Source organism: Shewanella sp. 4t3-1-2LB (assembly GCF_017368415.1).
GTDB lineage: Bacteria > Pseudomonadota > Gammaproteobacteria > Enterobacterales > Shewanellaceae > Shewanella > Shewanella fodinae.
The window spans coordinates 1-2,444 of record NZ_JAFNJD010000095.1 but is presented as its reverse complement, the minus strand read 5'-3'; the positions used below and the strand labels follow the sequence as shown (position 1 = coordinate 2,444).

Below are 2,444 nucleotides of genomic sequence, written 5' to 3'. Positions count from 1 at the left end.
GGAAATCTACTGTGGCTGAAATGCCCGAATCTTTAACCTACTTGTTTGCTGTGCTTATCAAAGGCGGAATGTTCCAGCAAAAACAGGCTCGTCGCGTAAAGAAAAAGCAGGAGGCTTGAGATGGCACAATACTGTTTTGTAGTGAGATATCTTACCAAAGAAGCCAATGCAAATGTGCTCGCTGGTAAGTGTTTATCAATCCTTCACGGCTTTGTCGCAAGGCATAATGTGCAAGGCTTAGGAGTAACTTTCCCTGATTGGTCAGATAGAACTCTTGGCTCCAAAATTGCCTTTGTACATGAAGATCCATCATTGCTTGCTCGGTTTTCACAACAACGCTATTTCATCGGAATGAGTGATTTTGGCTTCTTCTCTGTAAGTGAAATAATAAAAGTGCCTGAAAAATGTATCCAAGTTCGGTTTTTAAGAAATCAGCACTACTCGAAGCGGTTTGCTGGTAGTGTTCGTCGCCGAATTGACAGACTGAAGCGAAGGGCTGCCGAGAGAGGAGAGGAATATGTGCCTAAACCTCATAATCCTGAAACGGAATACGCATTGAGTCACAGTATTCCGGCTAAAAGTCGGAGTACTCGACAAGAGTTCATGCTTCATATCCAAAAGGAAGTGGCTGAAAATGAAATTATACATCTTTTTAATGGCTATGGACTATCAGATAGAACTTGTGCGATAGGAACAGTGCCAGAACTCAAAGGATTACTTTGACCTTATTCTTTGATTGCGATATTAACATATTGATTCATAGTGTGATTCTTATAAAGCAAGAAGAAAAGGCTAAATGTTCTGATAGAGCTTAACTATCTGTTTTTAAATGAGTAGAGAGTAAATGCTCATTGTTTACTGCCGCGTAGGCAGCTGAAGAATTATCGCTACCATAAGCCGCATAAAGTTTGCTGTTTACTGCCGCGTAGGCAGCTGAAGAAAGTGCGAGGATCAACAAAGCGTTTCAGCGTGTGTTTACTGCCGCGTAGGCAGCTGAAGAATTTACGTCACTACTGCCAAAAACGTTATGACCGTTTACTGCCGCGTAGGCAGCTGAAGAAGCAAGCGCGTGATGCTGTTGCATGGGAATCAAGTTTACTGCCGCGTAGGCAGCTGAAGAAGTGACTTTCTAGTGATACTAAGCGTGTAAGTTGTTTACTGCCGCGTAGGCAGCTGAAGAATGGTGCAATGTGGCCGTGTTTAATGAGTTGTCGTTTACTGCCGCGTAGGCAGCTGAAGAATGCTAAAACTCAAACGCTTTACTGATGATGAAGTTTACTGCCGCGTAGGCAGCTGAAGAAGGCACTGCCCGGAACTGCGGCTTGCGCACCCTGTTTACTGCCGCGTAGGCAGCTGAAGAAAGCGAGTTGACTACACGATTCTTTCAATTAGGGTTTACTGCCGCGTAGGCAGCTGAAGAATCGAGCACCATCAATCATATTGCCGATGGTGAGTTTACTGCCGCGTAGGCAGCTGAAGAAACTGGCTGCAGCCGGATTGGTGTTAAATCAAAGTTTACTGCCGCGTAGGCAGCTGAAGAAAGCAATGCCCGTGAACCCAAACGGCGGCTTGCGTTTACTGCCGCGTAGGCAGCTGAAGAAACATCGACACCTACAAATCGAAACGTGATACGGTTTACTGCCGCGTAGGCAGCTGAAGAAAATCGACCTTCAGGCTTTTATAAGCGGATGATGTTTATTGCCGCATAGGCAGATACATAGGCAATATGGAATTTACTCATTAGATTGCTGCAATTTTTCAATGAATTGCAGCAATTTTTCTTTTTCTGCTTTAGGTAACTTTTCAATTTTTATTGCTAGTTCGGCCGACAGATCATCCTCACAAAAAAAGTAGCTCATAGGTACACCTAGTGCCTTCGCTAGCTTTCGCAGTGTGCTGATATCGGGAACATGCCTCCCTTTTTCATAGTGGTTCATACGGCCGCTAGCAGAACTTTCTTCCATACCAATCATCACCCCCAAGTTCTTTTGAGTGATGCCAGCACGTTTGCGGGCTTGTTTGAGCCTAAGTGGTATCGGGTTATCTTCCACGAAATCATCAATTTTATAGCCTTTAGATAACTTAGATTGTCTAAGTTTTACTTAATTTTGTATACTTAGCAATCCTAAGTTTTTAAAGGCTCTTGATTGAAAAGTGAAACGTTCTAAAAAAATCAATGCAATCATGTACAAACTGTTAATTGAAAAAGAAATGGATGCCTTTTCTATCATTGAAGCACGGGATGCTCTTCTGCAGCTTGAACCCTCTAACCAAGAAGCGAATGAAGTTCGCAAAAGGGTTTATCGTCAGCTAGCGCTATTTCAGCGGAATGGCTGGCTTAAGTGTATTGGTCGTGGTCGACAAAAGCGTTTTTATGTGACAGATGAGTTCAGAAAGCTGCCGGTAGTCAGCAAAAAAGATACGTTGGCTACTAGTCTTTATTG

2 protein-coding genes, 1 pseudogene and 1 CRISPR repeat array are annotated in these 2,444 nt (G+C 43.4%); of the genes and pseudogenes, 2 read left to right on the top strand and 1 reads right to left on the bottom strand.

Annotated elements, in window-relative coordinates; genetic code table 11:
• The first annotated feature begins 120 nt into the window (after nucleotides 1–120).
• A complete protein-coding gene (gene cas6f, locus J3L11_RS18670; RefSeq protein ID WP_207571963.1) occupies nucleotides 121–723 on the top strand; it encodes a type I-F CRISPR-associated endoribonuclease Cas6/Csy4 in 603 nt (200 codons plus the stop codon).
• A 130-nt stretch (nucleotides 724–853) separates the two neighbouring features.
• Nucleotides 854–1,721: a CRISPR direct-repeat array (repeat unit 28 nt; unit sequence GTTTACTGCCGCGTAGGCAGCTGAAGAA).
• Nucleotides 1,722–1,733: 12 nt separating this feature from the next.
• On the opposite strand, the gene J3L11_RS18665 is transcribed toward cas6f, so the two are convergent.
• Nucleotides 1,734–2,051, bottom strand: a complete 318-nt coding sequence (locus tag J3L11_RS18665; RefSeq protein WP_207571896.1) for a helix-turn-helix transcriptional regulator — start codon at nucleotides 2,049–2,051, stop codon at nucleotides 1,734–1,736.
• A gap of 103 nt (nucleotides 2,052–2,154) precedes the next feature.
• Here J3L11_RS18665 and J3L11_RS18660 point away from each other — a divergent pair.
• Nucleotides 2,155–2,444, top strand: a pseudogene (locus tag J3L11_RS18660) (hypothetical protein); the annotation flags it as partial.

Excerpts from the sequence above, each read along its gene's own strand:
- cas6f (WP_207571963.1), top strand. The coding sequence starts at position 121 with ATGGCACAATACTGTTTTGTAGTGAGATATCTTACCAAAGAAGCCAAT.